Annotated in this window: 17 protein-coding genes and 1 tRNA gene; 7 read left to right on the forward strand and 11 right to left on the reverse strand. The window is 51.1% G+C overall.

The window, feature by feature from the left end:
- Positions 1-42 precede the first annotated feature (42 nt).
- On the forward strand, positions 43-804 hold the full coding sequence (locus KHQ09_RS09555; RefSeq protein ID WP_213597927.1) for an SIMPL domain-containing protein: 762 nt from the start codon (positions 43-45) through the stop codon (positions 802-804).
- Between the two features lie 87 nt (positions 805-891).
- On the opposite strand, the gene KHQ09_RS09560 is transcribed toward KHQ09_RS09555, so the two are convergent.
- A complete protein-coding gene (locus tag KHQ09_RS09560) occupies positions 892-1188 on the reverse strand; it encodes a putative quinol monooxygenase (RefSeq protein WP_213597929.1) in 297 nt (98 codons plus the stop codon).
- A gap of 105 nt (positions 1189-1293) precedes the next feature.
- The gene (locus tag KHQ09_RS09565; protein WP_116089418.1) at positions 1294-1935 is read right to left on the reverse strand and encodes a hydrolase; all 642 of its coding nucleotides are present in this window, start codon (positions 1933-1935) and stop codon (positions 1294-1296) included.
- Between the two features lie 243 nt (positions 1936-2178).
- Here KHQ09_RS09565 and KHQ09_RS09570 point away from each other — a divergent pair, with 243 nt between their 5' ends.
- Positions 2179-3108, forward strand: coding sequence for a LysR substrate-binding domain-containing protein (locus KHQ09_RS09570; RefSeq protein WP_238481717.1), 930 nt, complete (start codon positions 2179-2181; stop codon positions 3106-3108).
- An 11-nt stretch (positions 3109-3119) separates the two neighbouring features.
- On the opposite strand, the gene KHQ09_RS09575 is transcribed toward KHQ09_RS09570, so the two are convergent.
- The 3 genes from KHQ09_RS09575 to KHQ09_RS09585 all read right to left on the reverse strand — a co-directional run bounded on the left by KHQ09_RS09575 (position 3120) and on the right by KHQ09_RS09585 (position 5033).
- The gene (locus KHQ09_RS09575) at positions 3120-3590 is read right to left on the reverse strand and encodes a PliI family lysozyme inhibitor of I-type lysozyme (protein WP_213597934.1); all 471 of its coding nucleotides are present in this window, start codon (positions 3588-3590) and stop codon (positions 3120-3122) included.
- A gap of 79 nt (positions 3591-3669) precedes the next feature.
- The gene (locus tag KHQ09_RS09580) at positions 3670-4494 is read right to left on the reverse strand and encodes an anti-sigma factor family protein (protein WP_213597936.1); all 825 of its coding nucleotides are present in this window, start codon (positions 4492-4494) and stop codon (positions 3670-3672) included.
- Positions 4491-5033, reverse strand: a complete 543-nt coding sequence (locus tag KHQ09_RS09585; protein ID WP_022711802.1) for an RNA polymerase sigma factor — start codon at positions 5031-5033, stop codon at positions 4491-4493. The genes KHQ09_RS09580 and KHQ09_RS09585 overlap by 4 nt, the downstream gene beginning before the upstream one ends.
- A gap of 102 nt (positions 5034-5135) precedes the next feature.
- Here KHQ09_RS09585 and KHQ09_RS09590 point away from each other — a divergent pair, with 102 nt between their 5' ends.
- Positions 5136-6578, forward strand: a complete 1443-nt coding sequence (locus KHQ09_RS09590) for a S8 family serine peptidase (RefSeq protein ID WP_213597937.1) — start codon at positions 5136-5138, stop codon at positions 6576-6578.
- A 58-nt stretch (positions 6579-6636) separates the two neighbouring features.
- Here KHQ09_RS09590 and KHQ09_RS09595 read toward each other — a convergent pair whose 3' ends face one another.
- Together KHQ09_RS09595 and KHQ09_RS09600 are read right to left on the reverse strand one after the other, a co-directional pair.
- A complete protein-coding gene (locus tag KHQ09_RS09595) occupies positions 6637-7821 on the reverse strand; it encodes a glycerate kinase family protein (RefSeq protein ID WP_213597939.1) in 1185 nt (394 codons plus the stop codon).
- Positions 7822-7965: 144 nt separating this feature from the next.
- Positions 7966-9456 (reverse strand): SLC13 family permease, encoded by a 1491-nt coding sequence (locus tag KHQ09_RS09600; protein WP_238481606.1) that lies wholly within the window; start codon positions 9454-9456, stop codon positions 7966-7968.
- A 368-nt stretch (positions 9457-9824) separates the two neighbouring features.
- Here KHQ09_RS09600 and KHQ09_RS09605 point away from each other — a divergent pair.
- A tRNA-Arg gene (locus KHQ09_RS09605) sits at positions 9825-9901 on the forward strand.
- Between the two features lie 251 nt (positions 9902-10152).
- Positions 10153-10698, forward strand: a complete 546-nt coding sequence (locus KHQ09_RS09610) for a hypothetical protein (protein WP_213597941.1) — start codon at positions 10153-10155, stop codon at positions 10696-10698.
- Here KHQ09_RS09610 and KHQ09_RS09615 read toward each other — a convergent pair whose 3' ends face one another.
- The 3 genes from KHQ09_RS09615 to KHQ09_RS09625 form a co-directional block, all read right to left on the reverse strand.
- Positions 10699-11097 (reverse strand): hypothetical protein, encoded by a 399-nt coding sequence (locus KHQ09_RS09615; RefSeq protein WP_213597944.1) that lies wholly within the window; start codon positions 11095-11097, stop codon positions 10699-10701.
- Between the two features lie 215 nt (positions 11098-11312).
- Positions 11313-13169 carry a prohead protease/major capsid protein fusion protein gene (locus KHQ09_RS09620; RefSeq protein ID WP_213597946.1) on the reverse strand — a complete coding sequence of 619 codons (1857 nt, stop codon included), beginning with the start codon at positions 13167-13169 and terminating at the stop codon, positions 11313-11315.
- Complete coding sequence (locus KHQ09_RS09625) at positions 13166-13591, reverse strand: hypothetical protein (protein ID WP_213597948.1); 426 nt, start codon at positions 13589-13591, stop codon at positions 13166-13168. The genes KHQ09_RS09620 and KHQ09_RS09625 overlap by 4 nt, the downstream gene beginning before the upstream one ends.
- Positions 13592-13693: 102 nt before the next feature.
- Here KHQ09_RS09625 and KHQ09_RS09630 point away from each other — a divergent pair, with 102 nt between their 5' ends.
- Both KHQ09_RS09630 and KHQ09_RS09635 read left to right on the forward strand, forming a co-directional pair.
- Positions 13694-16369, forward strand: a complete 2676-nt coding sequence (locus KHQ09_RS09630) for a phage tail tape measure protein (protein WP_213597950.1) — start codon at positions 13694-13696, stop codon at positions 16367-16369.
- Positions 16370-16467: 98 nt separating this feature from the next.
- A complete protein-coding gene (locus tag KHQ09_RS09635; protein ID WP_213597952.1) occupies positions 16468-16956 on the forward strand; it encodes a hypothetical protein in 489 nt (162 codons plus the stop codon).
- Between the two features lie 108 nt (positions 16957-17064).
- Here the strand turns inward: KHQ09_RS09635 and KHQ09_RS09640 are convergent, their stop codons facing one another.
- Positions 17065-17343 (reverse strand): hypothetical protein, encoded by a 279-nt coding sequence (locus tag KHQ09_RS09640; protein WP_213597954.1) that lies wholly within the window; start codon positions 17341-17343, stop codon positions 17065-17067.
- Between the last annotated feature and the right edge of the window lie 34 nt (positions 17344-17377).

Below are 17377 nucleotides of genomic sequence, written 5' to 3' on the forward strand. Positions count from 1 at the left end.
TGAAATATAGCAGTTAAACCGATTTCATTATCAGGAGAAACTATGACACATCGTAAAACAGCCGCCCTTTTCGCTTCAGCATTTCTTGCGGTTTCTTTTGCCAGTGCGCTTTCGCAACCGGCCTTTGCACAGGAGAAAAATGTGTCAGAAAAACAGCAGGCATTCATTGTCATCACCGGTGAAGGTGAAGCTCAGGCCGCTCCGGATATGGCTATTCTCGACCTGACCGTCTTGCGTGAAGCTAAAACCGCCCGTGAAGCTATGACTGACAACAATAAGGCAATGTCTCAGGTACTGGCTGCGATGAAAGAAGCCGGCATTGAAGACCGCGACCTGCAAACCTCGGGCGTCAATATTCAGCCGACCTACAATTATCCGAGCGATAAAAACGGCCTGAAAGCACCGAAAATCATCGGCTATAATGTAACCAACGGCCTGACCGTGCGCGTGCGCGATCTCGATAAAGTCGGCGATCTGCTGGATAAATCCATTGATCTCGGCGTCAACCAGAGCGGCGGCCTGCGTTTCGTCAATGATGATCCGTCAAAAGTGCTGATGGATGCCCGTAAAAAAGCCATGGAAAATGCCATGGAAAAGGCAAAAACCCTGACCGAAACCGCCGGTGCAAAACTCGGCCGCGTACTTGAAATCACCGAATATGGCAATAATCCGCGCCCGATGCCAATGGCACGCACCAAAATGGTCGCAATGGCTCAGGAAGCAATGGCTGATTCAGTACCGGTTTCAGCCGGTGAAAACAGCTATAATGTGAATGTGACCGTAAAGTTCGAAATCACACAATAAGCGAACCGGTCATATAATAATCAGAACCCTGCCCTTGCGGCAGGGTTTTTTATTATGCGCGGGCTTGTACGGGAAAATCGCGCCGTGTCATTCCAAGCGGTCAAGGAAATAGGCGAATTCTGTATTTTCGACATTTTGCGCCCCGTTTTCATGGAAAAACTGAATATGCGGCCCTTCATTATGATGTTTGTACTGATGTTCCTGTGATGCCCAGTGCTCTATGAAAACAAAGCGGGACGGGTCGGTACGATCAATGAACAGATCATAGCTGATATTCCCCTCTTCTTTGCGGGACTGATCGACAATCGCCTTAAGATCGCGCCGTAATGTTCCTTCTTTACCCGCCTTGGCGCGCAGGCTGACAACAACGAAGAGATCGCCCATAAACATGCTCCTCTCATTTGAAATCCCTGCCTGTTCAATCCGGACAGAGCATTTCCTATGGTCAAGAATAAACCGGAAATGTTCTGCCCGCATTGGAAGCAAAGCTTACTCGGCTTTGTCGTAGGAGAACTGGATACCGGCGGTACCGCCGGTCTGGATGAACAGATCCATAAATTGCGGAACTGTTTCCTTGCGCTGCCAGTCACGCTGCAATTCGCAGAACAGCTGAACCACGCTGATCATCTTGCCGCCTGCCTGTTCAATGCGCCGCAATGCAGCTTCATGCGCCTGTACCGAAGTACCGCCCACAGCATCAGCCACGACATAGACTTCATAGCCTTCGGCAAGCGCATCAATCGCCGGAAATGTCAGACAGGCCTCAGTCCAGAGCGCCGTCATAATCAGTTTCTTGCGTCCGGCCTGCTCTACGGCCTTACGAAACTCGACATCCTCCCAGGAATTGATTGTGGTGCGGTCAATCGTCGGAATCCCTTCAAGGGCTTTGCGGACTTGCGGAATAGGAGGCTTATTGAGACCGGTTTTTACATTCACGGTTGAGTGAATAATCGGTAAATCATAAACGCGCGCAGCTCTGGATGCGCCAACGATATGATTGATAAGCAATTGCCTGTCCATGGAGGCAATGGAGTTCACCTGCACAGGCTGATAATCAATAATGATAAAGGCTGAGTTTTTAGGGCTGAGCAGCCGGTCTTTTACAGGATCACGAATGGGTTCGCTTGTCATTGCATAGTCTCCTCGAACACAGGGAAAACAATTCCACAACATCTCAAACCGAGAGCATCAAAGCCTCAGTCGAAACGCAATTCTGATTTAATTTCAAGCAGATAAGATGATAGTTACTTGCGGGTGACGAAATTTACCGACCGTTGTTTTTTTGAAAAAACAACAACGCGGTGAAATAGTAACATCGGTGCCTTTATTAGAAAAGATTTGAATACTGAAACACAGCATTCTATATTTGCAACGATGCAGAACCTGAACGACTTGTTCTATTTTGTCCAAGTGGTCACGCACGGCGGCTATGCTGCTGCGGCACGGATAACAGGCGTGCAAAAATCGACATTAAGCAGGCACATCACCAATCTGGAAGAGTTTCTGCAGGCAACGCTGATCTACAGGTCAAGCCGCCGTTTTGCACTCACTGAGGTCGGGGCTGAATATTACCGCCAATGTCTTGTTGTGCTTGAAAATATTGAGGCCGCACAGCGTATCATCGACCGCAACTACGAGGAGCCAAGCGGCACCATCCGCATTGTCTGCCCCGTCGGGCCGCTCAATTATAAAATCAGCGATTTGATTACAGAATTCATGCAGCACTTTCCCAAGATTGATGTGCATCTCAAATGCATGAACAGAAATGTTGATGTGATCGGCGAAGGATATGATCTCGTTATTCGCGAGGACAATAACGGATATCAGGAGAATAATGCGCTTGTGACCCGCGTGATTGGTGCAAATCCGCAATGTCTCGTCGCCGGCAAAGATTTATTCAGCGATGCATCTCCGCCGGCAGAACCGAAAGATCTCGCAGGATTTCCGACCCTTGCTTTCGGTTTTCCCAAAATTGAACGTGCTGTCAGCACCGGCCGTCCTCACTATGAATGGTCATTCCGTGATGAACGCGGTCGTGCGCAGCGCATCAGACATGTGCCGCGACTGATAACAGACAGCCATGAAACATTGCGCAATGCAGTGATACGCGGCTTGGGTATCGCACAATTGCCGCTCTGGATTGTTAGCGGGGATATAAAAACAGGACAGCTGATACAGTTGCTTCCCGATTACCGGCTTAATGAGCCGGTAATTCATGCTGTATATCCCTCAACCAAAGCGCAGGCACCCAATATCCGTGCTCTTGTCGGTTATCTGTCAGAGGCACTGAGCCTGAGCCGGTAATAAAAACCGTTTTATGGTTTCTTCAGGTTCTGTTCCTGCTGGCTATAGGCACGTTTGGCTTCAATCAGCAGGTCTTTCTTGGTGTCGCTTGCAAAATTCAATACCCGCTCAACCGTGCTATCACCGAGTTTCAGCACATCCACATCCAGATAATTACCGGAACCTGCGGTTAGTTTGGCGATAATCATCTCGGGATTACCGTCGCCGGTAATATCCGCAAAACTGACACGCGGCTCGCCCTTGTCACCAAAAACAGAGCCGTCGCGTGCAAAAATTCCGCCGCCAAGATAGTCAATCAACCCGTCATCTTTATAGAGCGCAACCGTGTAACTGCCGATGGATGCAGGTTCCAGATCGCCTTCTGAAATCACAGCAATCCGTTTATCGGGCAGTGGCATCATCACCGCATTTCTGGCGGATGCAGGCGCAACCAGCAGTGTTGAGACCAGGGCGGCGGCTAGCATCTGCTTTGAATATCTCATTGTTTTTTCCTGATATCTTTGAAAAATCTTTAAGCAATTTCCCAAAGATGCCCGCACAATAAGACTTTCCTGTGATGCATCACTGCTTGAGTGCCGCCCTTTCCTCTTCAGCTGACAGCGGTGCACCGGCCTGAATGGACTGCAAATAAATATCGACAGTGTCCTGTGCCGAAGCAGGGATATAATTTTGCGTATCCTGCTGGGAAGCCAGAGCAAAACGCAATTTCCAATCCTCCTGTTCAAGACAAGATACAGCCACATAGCCGGACTGCCCTGCATTGTTCAGGCGAAACTCACGGCAGAGATGATTTTCCCCGTCACGGAAACTGGCAATCACCTGCATAGAGGCATTCTGCTCAGCCAGATTAACAGTCTCGCCGGAAGCCACTTTATGCAATTGTGCCTGCACGGCAGATGCTGTGAGCGAAGCAAGACCTGCACCTTCAGGCTGTGCATTTTGCAGGCCGCTCTGTCCCATGAAATAACCGCTGAAACCGGTAACCGCAGCCAGCAAAACAGCTGCAGCGGCTGCTGACCAGTTGGCTGCAAAAAGCGGTTTGCGCGGTTTTGCACGAAACGGAACAATGACATTCTCGCGCTCTGCATCCGCTGAAACCGGCTCTGCCACTTCAGCAGTTTTCTGTTGTTTTTCCTGCTCATGACGTGCAACCATGCCCTGCACAGCAGCCATTAATGCCTCCGGCACCGGCTCATCCAGCATTGGTCGCAAAGCGTCCTGTGCAGCCGCGCGGGTTTCCATAAACAGCGCCACGCGCGCAATCAGCGCATCGTCATGCTCCATAGCTGCTTCAATACGCGCCGTTGTCTCTTCATCCAGCTCGCCATCGGCAAAGGCCATCAGCTCTTCATCGCTGAAATCTTTATGCGGTTGGGATTGTGTCATTGATTACCGCCTTTCACAGGGGATAAACGCATGGGATCCTTGTCTATTCCCGTTCGTTCAGCAAGATTTTTCCGCGCTCTCGCCAGCCTGCTCATCACAGTACCTATCGGTATCTCAAGCAGCTCCGCAGTCTCCTTATAGGAAAGCTCTTCCACGCAGACCATAAGCAGCACCTCGCGCTGCTCGTCAGGCAAATGGCCGATTGCTTCCGACACATTTTGCAGGGTCATACGGGCAATAGCCGCATCTTCACCTGATGGTGTACTGATATCTTCATGATTGGCAATATCATCGCTGATACCGGCAGTTTTCTGCCTGCGTAATGTATCAATCCAGATATTGCGCAGGATACGGAACATCCATGCATCAAAGCGCGTGCCGGGCTGAAAGCTGTGTTCTGCGGCCAGTGCTTTTTCACAGGCGGCCTGCACCAGATCGTCCGCTAACTCGCGGGAGCGGCACAAAGCGATAGCAAAACGGCGTAAATTCGGTAAAAAACCTATTAAACGCTGTGAAAAACTTAGTCCGTCATCTGTCATAAGAGGATTCTGTCCGAAAATTCGAATAAAACACCGAGCCATACGTTCTGCATTTGGGCAATCTTACGATAAAGCCCATCAACAGAAAACTGGAACAGATCAATGTTAAATTGTCTATACAGGCATACCGGCAGGCTTCTCCGCTCTGCCAGTCTTTTATTTGTTGCGACGGGTATTGTAACAACCGCTCCGTCGCTGATGCTTTCCGCTGAGTTCTCTGTCGTCAGTGCCGCTTATGCAGATGATGATGACGGTGATGATGGTGGCAGTGATGACGGAGGATCCGGTAATAGCGGGCGTTCCGGCAGTGACGGCGGCAAACGCTTTCGCGGGCCGCAGACGCTGATGGACTATCTGGACAACCGTCGCCAGATACAGGCGCCCAGAACACGCAGCACAGCAAAGAAACGTCAACAGGCAGCACCTGTTTACGAGCCCCGCAGGCTTGTGGCACTCGGTCTCAGCGATGAAAATATTGCACAATTGCAGCAACAGGGTTTCTCTGTGGCTGACAGAGTGGAAATGCGCCTGACTGGTGCACAACTCACCCGTCTGCAAATACCGGCAAAAATGTCATTGCAAACTGCACGCCAGCGCGTATCCGCGCTCGTGCCGGATGCGGTGGTTGATTTCAATCATTATTACCAGCCAGAACAGACAAGTGCTCTGGAAACAGAAACAAAACCGGCACCCGCAGCTTGCAACGGCACAGACTGCACACTGATGCGTGATCTGATCGGCTGGAATGAGCCCCAAGCCGGTGCTGCGACCTGCACCTCGCTGCCAAAGATCGGTCTGATTGATACGGCCGTTAATCCCGATCATGAATCGCTCAAACAGGCGCGTCTGGAAATCATCCGCCTCAGCGATGATGAACTGCCGCAATCAGGCACACAGCATGGTACAGCCGTTGCCGCTCTGCTTGTCGGGGCTGAAAACAGCCGTGCACCGGGCTTACTTCCGCAGGCAGAGCTGATTGCAGTGGATGTGTTTCACGGCACCAAAGGCGATAATAACCGTGCCACTACCTATGACCTGATCCGCGCAATTGATCTTCTGGCGGAAAAACAGGTGCCGCTCATCAATATGAGCCTTTCAGGACCGGATAATTTATTGCTTCAAAAGGCCGTTGAGGCGGCGGCACAACGTAAAATTACACTGGTTGCAGCTGCGGGCAATGAAGGTCCTCATGCCAAACCGGTTTATCCTGCCGCCTATCAGAATGTGATTGCGGTAACCGCGGTTGACCGCAACGGCAATCCGTACAGACGTGCTGTGCGCGGCGAGCATATTGATCTGGCCGCACCGGGTGTCGGTGTCTGGACAGCAGCCTCCGTATCCGGCGCACGGCAAAAGACCGGCACATCTTTTGCAGCACCATTTGTCACTGCCGCAGCTGCAAGGCTGAAAGCTGAAAAGCCCGATCTGGATAACCGGCAGATTGCGGAAGAGCTGAGCCGTCAGGCCAAAGACATGGGAAAACCAGGTCATGATCCTGTCTTCGGCTGGGGGCTGATTAATGCGCAGTCTCTTTGCACCAGCTGATAAAAATTAAGCCCTGAAACTGATGTTTCAGGGCTTATAATTAAGGCACTTGTTTTGTTCAGGCGGCCATACGATGGTTCATCAACATACCGATCATCACCATACGTACGGCATCTTCCGAGGCATGTGCCAATAGTTTAGGGGCGGCATCAATCGCATCTTCCAGTGAGCAGGGGCGGCTCAGGATAGATGCAAAAGCATCAATACCATGATCGAGATTGAGGCGTACACCCTTCCCGATTGTGCCCGCCAGCGCGATCACCGGAGTACCGCGTTTTTTAGCACGCAAGGCAACCTCTGCAGGGACTTTGCCGAATGGTGTCTGCCCGTCCAGACTGCCTTCAGCCGTAATCACCAGATCAGCATCCGTCAGATAACGATCAAGATCGAGATATTGCATAACGATCTCATAGCGCGGATGCAGCTTGCCGCAGAGCAGACCCAGTACCGCAGCACCCAAGCCACCGGAAGCCCCTGCCCCTTGCGCCGCGCCGACATCTATACCGGTCGCCAGACCGATGTGATGCGCATAATTTTCCATAGCATGTGCCAGTATTTCCACCTGCTCCGGCGTAGCGCCTTTCTGTGGGCCAAACACACGAGCCACGCCACGTTCTCCCAGCAGCATATTATGCCAGTTCACAGCCGCATCAATCTGCACAGTTTCAAGACGCGGATCGCGATTACTGATATCAATTGCGGCAAGTTTGCCAAGAGCAGCGCCACCGGCATCCAGCACGCGCCCTGCACTGTCGAGCAGTTTAATGCCGAGTGCCTGCGCCATACCTGCACCACCGTCATTAATACCGCTGTCACCGCAGCCCAGCAGAATACGCTCGGCACCGGCATCCAGTGCGGCTTTGACCAATTCGCCGACACCATAGCTGGTAGTCAGGCACGGGTTGCGCTGGTCGCGGGGTACAAGGCTCAGTCCTGCGGCCGAAGCCATTTCCAGAACGGCTGTGCGCTTGGCGTCACCATTGGCACCGCGCGTGCCCAGAAATCCGAAATGTGCCTGCACCGGCTGGCCGACCGGACCGGTCACCATCACCTCATGCAATGTACCTTGCGTGGCATTAATCAGCGCTTTGGTAAAACCTTCGCCACCGTCTGCCATCGGCGCTTTAATAATATGTGCATCCGGCACAGCCCGTCGAATGCCTTTCTCAATCGCATCTGCAGCTTCATCCGCGGACAGGCTTTCTTTGAAACCTGATGGGGCAACCAGAACAGTGATAGACATTGTGACAGTTTCCTTTGCAAATTGTGACAATTGAATTGCAAGGGAAGAACGGCGGCTGATGCGGTTTATTCCGCAAAATTTTATTTATTTTCAAAAAACATAAAAAAAGCCCCGATTTTCATCGGGGCTATGTAACTCTTTGAATTATTTCAGGCTCATTCCCTGCATCGGCCATATCAGCAAGGCAAATATCATCAACAATCCAATGAAGGGCACGATCAGCCAGAGTGCCAGCCGCAGCAAATCCCGCTGGTTGAAAGGTTGCGGATCAGCTGTGCCGAACAATGTGACAGGCTTTGCGGAAACCAGCAGTGTCTGACAAAATCCGCTGGCCAGTGTAACCACCAGAATAAGCGGCGTGACTGCAATTCCAAGACCGGCCAACGGCAGACAAAGTGCAGGTATCAGCACAATTGCTCGGGCAGTTCGGGAATTGATGACAATATGCGCCAAGGTCGCCGTGATCGCAGCAAAACCGATAATCAGCGCCGGATAACCGGCCAGTCCGGCACCAAAAGCACTCAGCATCCGCTGTGCGATCAGTTCCGCAGTACCGGTGGTGAGCAGCGCCTCGCCGATTACCAGAGTACCGGCAAGAAACAGTAACAGGTTCCACTCCACCAGTTTCAGTGCTTTTTTAAAGGAAACCGGTGAGAGCTTTTCAGATGTCACCAGCAATGCGGCAATCAAGGCAATCAATGGCATATCAATACCGTGTAATGCCGTAGTGGCAAACATCACCACGGTTGCGGCGGTAATCAGCAACAGCATTTTCTGCTGACGTGTCAGTGCTGTTTCGTCCTGCTTATCCGTCCATTGCGGCAGCGATTGCTTGCGCTCTTCAGCATTCAAAAACAAGCGCAGAATGAGCTCGCAGGCAATCAGACTGATAAGCAGTGAGAATGGCGCGGCAAAAGCAATCCAGCTGAGAAAATCCATTTCACGACCACCGGTTCGGCTGATGAAATCAGCAGCCACCAGATGTGCGCCTGCACCAGTGAGTGACGCACCGGCAGACAACAGAATAATCGTGGGGAATAACAAGGCCAAAGCACGGGTAAAACCGGCGCTGACTGCCGAACCGGCAATTGCCACATAGACAGGCAGCAAAATTGCTGCACGTGCAGAGGTGGAAGGAATAATGAAAGCCGTCATGAAGACAAATAATGTCAGCAGATAAAATAGCGACCGGACGGATTTCAGCCTTGTCAGATTGCGCAGCAGCAACTTCTCAATCAGACCTGATGCCTGTAAAACAGCAGCAAGGATGAAAGCCGCTAACATCAACCAGATTATGTCTTTGCCAAGCGCTGCATAGACAGCCTCATTACTCACGGTTCCGGTAACAGCCAGTGCGATTGCACCACTGAGCGCCACAGGTGTTTCCGGCAGATCCAATATTACCCAGCAAACAAGCGTGATGATGAAAACCGCAACGGACACCCGCATTGGCATGGTCAGCCCGTCAATCGCTCCAAAAATCAAAATAGCTGAAAAACCAAGGATCAGTGCCGCAATGATTTGCTTCACTTGTTTCAGCGGCATTGCAGATACCGGCACAACAGCTTTTGATGAACTGTCCGCCGGTTTAGCCGGTGTAAGTCTTGTAATATTATGAAGTGATTGTTCTGCCATAAGCCTGAGCCCTTATATGTTTCTTGTCAGGGCTAACGGCTGAGGCATGAGATTATTCCGTTTTATTTCAAAATCACACCGGTGCAGAATCACAAGCACCGTAAAAACACAGCAATAAGCGCGGTTTATCGGCTTCAACTATATCAAAGCCTGCCCGATCTCCACCCTTTGAGAAAAAGCAATCACTCATCTGCTCGCATAAATGCTGCACGATGAAAAAGACCTGGCAGGGATAAGGCGGTGCGCGGTAAATCAATGATAGTAACCGCAAAGTTACGCACATAATCTGCAATCAATTCGGCCATACCCCATTGATACGAAAGATCGCTTGGGTTAGAACGGCTTTGCTTTATATCAAAAGCGACTGCGCACCCGTAGCTCAGCTGGATAGAGTGCTGCCCTCCGAAGGCAGAGGTCACAGGTTCGAATCCTGTCGGGTGCGCCAAAACATCAATCTAAGCTATTGATTTTAAAAAATAAAATATATCAAAAAATTAACTGCGCATAACCTTGTTCATAACACGGGTTAACCCGTAATATTGCTTATTTTTGCGAGACTAATCCAATTTGCAGAAAATCTCTCTTAACGATTAATAGATTCGATGTAGCCTAATCTGCACAAACCAAAACCCAATTCGCTAGCAGGAAAAGTAAAGAATTTATCAAATATAACGATGATAATGGGAGTGAAAAGTAATGACCAATGTAAACTTGTGTTTGGAGTTTATCAAGATCGCACCATCAGTCATCATTGGTATTTCTGTAGGTTATATCGCCTATAAACAATGGAGGACAGCTCATCAGAAGGTAGTTTTTGATTTATTTGAACGCCGATTAAAGATTTATAATGAGATTATTGATGTTGTTGGCTCCTCTCTTAGTGAAAAAAGAAAATTATCAACGGCTACAGTTTCATTACATATATTGGATATTTATCACAGCTCCCGTTTTCTTTTTGGTAATGAGGTTTGCAACGCGATATTTGAAATTAAAGAGGTAACTGCATGTTATGGTTTTGCATATCAACAATTACAAAAAGAGAAATTAAGTGATGAGGAGCGTGAGAAAATTAATAATATTTCTGATGAAAATTATAAAAAAATATTGTCTTTCAAAGAGACATTCACAGCACTTTGCCTTCCATACATGTTGATGAACCAGAAGAGAGTACGCACTTTATCAGAATGGCTTCACGACAAAAATAAACAACGACTAAGTTATTCTGACCAAGAACGACTTTAACTATTGCAACAACTCAATAAGCCCGAACACAATACGGCTCAGCCCGTCCGGCTTGATTTCCACAACCTCGAATGAGCGGCTGTCTGTCATCAAGATTCGGTCGCCCTGCTTAATTGCGCTGGCTTCCACATAGCTGCGACGATCAACACTAAGCTCAAATCTTTGACCGGTAACCAGCGTCTGAATGTTATTACCTGCTCGATCCCGTCTGCCTATCTCAACCGGCACGTCCTGCGGGTTTTCTTCGAAAATACCTTTTCCAAACCATAGGGAGCGATAAGCGTCGGTAATTGGACGGCCATTTGGTGTTTTTAAGACCGGTTGCAGCTCAAAGGCTACAGCATGAGTGCGATCTACAACGCGGCTAGTTACGCGGTCCATTCGGTCGAATATCGACATGTTGCTAATCCTTTGGTTTGAAAGATTGCTACCCCTCACTCCGACCGAGATACGGGTCCAAGGGTAGCTGCTAAAAAGCGGATGCCATCTCTGGCTCGCCTCCACCCGTCCTCACGGGCTGGCTATGGGCTGATTGTTTGGAGACCACGATCAGCGGCGCGGTTTTGAAGGGGTGTAAAGCGCGAACAAAACACCCCCTCAGATATGGTTATCAATTATGCCCCTTGGTTCAGGTATGCTCCGCGATAGTCCACAGCTCCTGCGCCAAAGTGCAGCACTGCTCGGAACTCAGTACCAAGTCGGTCAAAACCTTCACGGGTTGAAAGCTGCACGCCTTCATGGCCGCTGAGATAAGCATGTTCAAAGACCGGTGCTGCTGCAGGGCCTGCAAAGATGCGCCATGCCTTGCCGTCGAGGTTTGGCTCGACAATCGGGATAAGCGCCTTGATAGCCTCTGGCACGGCCTCGGCGGTAGTGGTTGCGCTAATCGATGCAACAAGCTTCTGTGCCGTGATTTCAAGCTCGGGACCAACCAGAAGATATTTCGGTGCAACAGCGATGCGGTGACCGCCCAAAGCTTTCTGCTTACGGAAGGCGAGGATTGCAGCCGCCAAGCTGGCTTCGCTCAATGCAGATCCGGAAACAGCGAGGTTGCCATGATCTGCGTCGAACAATCGCTTGTCGTCCTCACCCATAACCGGACCGTGGCCGCCATTTGCTAAAAGCAGATCTAGAAGGATCTTGTTTTCAGTCAGCGCGGCCATTTGGCCTGCCTGTACGGACCAGTCACTGAATGCGCCCAGATCGTCGTTAACGATAGCTTGGAAGCTAAGAGCGAATATGCGGCCGTAAGAGTCGATCTTGTATGACTCTGCGGCCTCGCCACGTGTCATAGACTTGATCTCCCCAGACTCGTTAACCTTTTCGAGCAAGCCGCCGTCCGACACCTTCAGCTTGGATTTAGCGCGAAAGTCTGTTGCGGTGCTGGCACGGCTCAGCAAGGTCTTCAGCGGGCTCTGTGCGGCCTGATAAGCTGTTTGAATTACCCGCTCGCCAGCGCCCTGCAGAAGCATCGGGAAGTCGCTTGTTGTGTGCATTCCGAATGAGCGACCACGATAGCCCAATAGCTCTTCGCGGGTCATGCCACGGGTGTTGATGCCCTGTGCATCCAGAAGGCCTCGAGCATGGTCAATCAGCGAGGCATTCATAAACTCGCGGGCGTGGCCTTCGGGCGCGCTTCCAGTCATGCGAGCAATAATCGAGTCCTGTCGTGCCCGGACCTGTTGTTCATAGCGCTCATCGGTGCCACCCATGCCACGGGTCTCCACCATCGGGAAGGTTGGTGTCTTGCCCTGACGCTCGATCATGGTGTCAAAAGCGCGGCTACGGAATGCATCTATAGTTTCACCGTTGTCGATTGCAGCGTCCAGATCGGCATCCGACACACCGGCAGTGCGTGCGATCCAGCGCAGCTCTGAAATGCGGCGGCGCTCGTTAATAACGTTTGTGGGTGCTGCGCGTTCGGGCTGCGTGGTAGTATTATCTTGCTGTGGCATTGTGTTCTCACTTCTGGTTTTTGCGGTTGGGTCAGCTGGCACCGGCACAACTGAAATTTCCATTGGCTGCCATTTCAGGGCGCGGACTACTGCGACGCCGCCGGCCTCTGCCTCAGTGCGTTCTTCCTGCTGGATTTTGTAACCAACGCTGATTGGCAGGCTCATACCGTCCTGAATGTCTTGAAAAAGCTCTTCGGCCTTTGCTCGTCGGCTGAGTTTGACGGTTGCAATCACTTGGCCTTTTTCGAACCGGATTGAACCCGGCACAATTGATCCCAAACGATCATCAAGGCTGTATGCGCCATGTGAATCCAGCAGGCTCATGTTGTCGGCACGGGTCAGATCGACGTTCTCCGGCTTGCACAGCAGGATTTCGTCATACGGTCCATCTTCCCACGAGTACCGGCGCACGGGCTGCTCGCTGGCGAAGATCACTTGAACAGTACGTTCCTCGGCATTGAGTGAACCGGTAACGGCAGCCGTACGAGTTACCATTTCAGGCTTTTGCTGTGTCATACCGCCACCTGCTTGGCTTTTGCCTTCTTGATCTTGGCAAGCTGGTACTGTGCAGCTGCAAAGATACAATGCAGCGGCAACACAAGTGCCATGCCAACCGCGTCGATCACTGAGTGCAAATGCGCTTTACTGAGTGAAGTAAGGCGATAACTGCGGTCTTCACGCTCAACAAACAAAACCCAGCAGTTGTTTTCGGTTGAGTTGTGCAGAAACCGTAGCTCGCCCTCAAACTCATTCAATAGCTCAATTGCGACTGCGCTTGTAAAACCGAATTTCTGAATTTCTTTAATCGTGAGAACACGAAGTATATCAAAATCAGACAGCGGTAATTTTTCACGTTTTATTTCACGCATGATACGAGATACTTGCATGCGAGAAATGTGCATTGATTTGGCTAGATCTGCTTGTGTTATAATGCCCATAAATAAGTACCTCTCAATGCATCTACGTGTAACGTGCAACAATTAATTCTGTTACAATCATATCTTAGACCATTGAGTCAGTGCAATATATTGGAGAATACAATGACAACACGTACGGCTACTTTAAGATTGCAGATGATTGATGCCATTTCAGGACCGGCTAAAGGCTCATCAAAAGCGCTTGGCGGGCTTGAGGGTTCAATCAGCAAGCTCGGCAAAGGCGGCTTCAAGGGAGCTAAGAACCTTGTCGGTCAACTCGAACATCTGCGGCGTAAATCAAATGAGATTGGTCGTTTCACAGAGCTGCGCCGTGGTCTAGCATCCACCTTCGGTGAGTTTCGTAGTGCACGCGCTCGCGTCAAAGAGCTGGAGACGGCGCTCGCCACAGTGACCAAACCGACCGGCAAAATGCAGGCTGATTTGCGAACAGCACGAAGCAACTTAAAGCGAATGGGAGACTCATTCCGAGAGCAGGCTGCGGCAGCTCGCGACTCCGAACGAGGCCTCCGCATATTTGGACTCAACAGCCGCTCGGCAATCGCCAACTCGCAAACCGAAGTCCGGCGCCAGCTTGCACAAACCATCCGCAAAATGCGTGAGCTTGATCGGGAAGCACGCAAGCCTCTGCCTGCACGCGCACAAGGCAATCGCCCAGGCGGAATGATGAATTCCGCTGCGGGTGGTGTAGCAGGGGCATACGTTGCCGGTGGCATGCTTGCGAGACCAGTAGGCAAAGCACTTTCTTATGATGAAACACTAACTTATGTTGCAACTACTCTAGCTGGTAACGGTAGTTTATATGCTAAACGGGCGGCAAAAGTTCGTGTTTCAAACGCTGTTGACCAAGCTCTGCGAGATGGCGGCGGCACTCGTGAGAGCGCTGCGGAAGCACTAAACGCTCTGGTGTCGAGTGGTGCGTTCAAGGATGAAGAAGCGCTCGATGCCCTTGGTCCCGTTCTGAAAACTGCTCATGCATCGGGCTCGAACGCTGCGGATATTGCAAATATGGCCGTTGCGATGCGGAATAATAACGTAGCAGTCCCAGACCTTCAGCAAGGTTTCGATATGGCCCTGCGTGGCGGTCAGCTTGGCAGTTTCGAATTGCGCGATATGGCTCGCTGGTTTCCACAGCAGCTTGCGTTGGCACGAGGTGCCGGTCTTGGCGGACTCGATGCTGTTCGGAGTCTGACTGGCCTTAATCAGGTATCGCGTGCGACCGCTGGCACACCAGACGAGGCTGGAAACAATCTGGTCAATCTGCTGCAAAAGCTCAACTCGCGTGAGTTGCGCAAAACGATGGCGGACACAGTTAAGCCGAAAGCCGGTGATCCAGTCAGCGCGGATGGAGAGTTCGACTGGTCGGCATATATGGTCCAACGACGCCAGCAAGGCCTTTCTGCTATTGATGCACTTGGCGAGGTGCTTGACCGTCAAGTGGGCAATGACGCGCAATACAGCGAGGTAATGGCGAAGCTCGAATCTTCTCATAATAACGCAGAAAAGCGTATGCTGCTTGAACGTGCCGCCAACATTGCCGAAAACTCAGCTATCGGTGAAGTTTTTGCGGATAGGCAAGCGTTGATGGCTGCACTCGCACTCCGGTCTGAAAAGACACGTCGCCAGAACATCGATGCAGAGCTCGGCCGCTCTGGCGGTACCGTCGAGCGAGAAAGCCAGTTTGTACGTGAACAAACATGGTCAAAGACCAAGGATTTGCAGAATACAGCCGATAGAGCGAATGAAGGCGCATATGACGCACTATCTGGCCCCCTCGGCTCGTTAGTTGAAAATGTGAACGAGGCTGCGAGAACCTTTCCGGGGTTAACGTCTGCGCTTTATGGCGCTGGTTCGGCGCTTGCCGCCCTCGCTAGTGGCGGTATTGCCTCTTCGGTAATTGGAGGGATCGTTGGTGGCAGATTGGCGGGGGCTGGCGGCCGTGCAGCTGCTGGCGGACTTGCAGGCGGTATTCTCAGTCGGGGGAAGAGTCTTGCGTCGCGTGTCGCCGGCGGCCCGCTCGGCGTCGGTGGTGCGGTGGCCGGTGGTTTATCCGTAGCTGATCCTGAAGGAAACTTGTGGGGGCTTACGAGCGGCATCGATAAATGGGTCGAGCGTAAGACGGGCATCAACCCATCGAACATTCAAATTGCTAGGAAGAGGTCTGAAGCTGAAAATATTGAGGTCGATCTTGCCGGCGCGACAATCAGATGGCCTATTGCAGCTCAGGAAGGCATTCGCGGATACGTGGCAGCCTTAATGGCTGGCGGCGCAGAGGCAGAGCAGAAGGCAGCGGTTATTGGTTCTCAGATCGAGGAAGCGCTAAGCGTCAACGGCTCGCCTACTGTCAACACAGCCGATATTGAGCATGCTCTTGGTCTGGCACGTCAGTTCGCAGAGATAATGCGTGGGCTATCTGGGACCTCACCAACCCCTGCAACTACGGCAGTGCCGCCCAAGCTGGATGGAGCACGTGCGTCGGGTGGGCCTGTATCAGGTGGCAAAAATTATTTGGTCGGTGAAGATGGGCCAGAAATTTTCTCGCCTTCACGATCCGGCTCGATCATCCCGAACCATGCGCTTGGTACTGGAAGCGCTCAATCTATTGCACCGGTCAATATCGCGGTCACGATCAATATGACTGGGACGGCTGCTGGCGACCTTGAACGGCTCGCAATGGCTGCAGCCCAAAAGGTATCCGGGGCGCTTTCTGGCACACTTGACCGGCAACTTGGGCGATCCGCCCAGATCACATTCTCTGGGCTGAGCTACGGTGATGCTTAAAACAAGTGGGGGCAGCTCTTTAGTTGCCCCTGCCTAACCTTGACCCAATTGATCGTTGTAAGCATCATCGCTTTTTGTCAACTTGAGTCTGAGGCGGCATGGATATATTTGAATGGTTTAAAGGGTTTGGGGCAATTTTTGGAACCCTGACAGGAATCATCTTTTTTTGGGAGAAATTCTCTAAGGAAAAGCCCGTATCTTACATTATTCGGAAACCACTCTCGCGCGGAAGTATGAACACATCTGCTTATTTTCGTATCGAAAACCGTAGCCAACGACCAATTGTTTTGTCGTGGAAAGGTGGAACCGAGAAAGATAGTTTTAGACTTTCAGCCGGGCATGAGCGGAAACAGATGATTACTTCAATCGTGAAAGACCAGGTCGAACATATTTTGGAGGGCAGTGAGAAAATTGATTTGGTTATGTCCGAACCGACCCATTTTTCTGAGATGCCTTCAAACCGAAAAATTCAGGCCCAGGTTGAATGGCGATATCTTCAATCCAAATTCTCGATCTTGCCATGCAAGCTTTCTGCTTGCATCTCCAAGAAAAATTACCTTCAGCTTATCGGCGAGGAAGATGAATAACCGGCCCTTTCTCACCGGAAGCGGAACCCCAAATTCAAAATGAATAAAACCGCTCAAATACTGCGGTGCTTCGGACCCGCGGTCCACCCCCCACCCTTTTTAAAGAACCTACCTGTGGCGGGGTTGCAAAACGACCAGATCGAGCCGTTCGTTCTCTGGCAGGGTTTCAATCACAACATCGATAACCGGTATGCCAGTGTCGCGGCCTATGCGCTCGGCTATCAGCAGGGCGTCAGCGTAGTCAGCTGAGAGTGCTCGCAACTGACCGGCTATATGCACGAGGTAAACACGGCCATTGTCCTGCACGAGGTTCTCATGACAAACGCCTTGTGAAACCCATGTGATCGAACGTAGGTCAACGGTGGCAACTGTGATGGAATCCATCATTGCAGTGTCCTCCGCCCTTCGGGCTGTATGTGCT

The sequence above is a fragment of the Pseudochrobactrum algeriensis genome, assembly GCF_018436245.1.
Classification (GTDB): domain Bacteria; phylum Pseudomonadota; class Alphaproteobacteria; order Rhizobiales; family Rhizobiaceae; genus Pseudochrobactrum; species Pseudochrobactrum saccharolyticum.